General features: G+C 44.7%; 1 pseudogene. It reads left to right on the top strand.

The annotated features are described in order from the left end of the window. Window positions 1-921, top strand: a pseudogene (locus HMPREF2918_RS11745) (hypothetical protein); the annotation flags it as partial. Window positions 922-938: the final 17 nt, after the last annotated feature.

Below are 938 nucleotides of genomic sequence, written 5' to 3'. Positions count from 1 at the left end.
GCTGACAATGACTCTGACGTTGAAACTAATTCAGAGGTTGATACTGATTCGGACGTTGAGGCTGACTCAGACGCAGAAACTGATTTGGACCTTGATACAGATTCTGATGTAGATGCAGATTCAGACGTTGAAACTAATTCGGACGCTGACAATGACTCGGACGCCGAAACCGATTCTGATATTGACGCTGATTCAGATGTTGACGCTGATTCTGACGTAGAAACTGACTCGGATGTTGAGGCCGATTCTGACGTAGATAATGATTCAGACGTTGACACAGATTCTGATGTTGATACTGATTCAGACGTAGAGACTGATTCAGATGCTGACAATGACTCTGACGTTGAAACTAATTCTGAGGTTGAGACTGATTCGGACGTTGATACTGACTCAGACGCAGAAACTGATTCGGACCTTGATACTGACTCAGACGCAGAAACTGATTCGGACGTTGAAACTGACTCCGATGTCGATGCTGACTCAGATACAGATACTGACATCGAAACTGAAACCGAAGTAGAGACTGACTGGCTTTCTGATACTGAATTGCTCAACGATGCTGACAATGATTCTGATGTCGAGATTGATTCTGATACAGAAACCGATTCAGACGTTGAAACTGATTCGGACTCTGAGACTGATTCTGATGTTGAAACTGATTCAGAAGCAGAGGCTGATTCTGATGCTGATACCGACTCAGATTCAGAGGCTGACGCTGATTCGGACGTAGATACTGACTCAGAGACTGAGACTGACTCAGATGTCGATACTGATTCAGAGGTTGAAACTGACTCAGACGCTGAGACTGATTCGGACGTTGAAACTGATTCGGAAGTTGATGCCGATTCAGAAGTCGAGACTGATTCGGACGTTGAAACCGACTCAGACGCTGACACTGATTCAGACGTTGAAATTGACTGACTTTCTGATACTGACTC

Origin of the sequence: Streptococcus sp. HMSC065C01, from assembly GCF_001813525.1 — a bacterium.
In the GTDB taxonomy this organism is placed as follows: domain Bacteria; phylum Bacillota; class Bacilli; order Lactobacillales; family Streptococcaceae; genus Streptococcus; species Streptococcus parasanguinis_V.
This window is presented reverse-complemented; position numbering and strand designations above follow the sequence as displayed.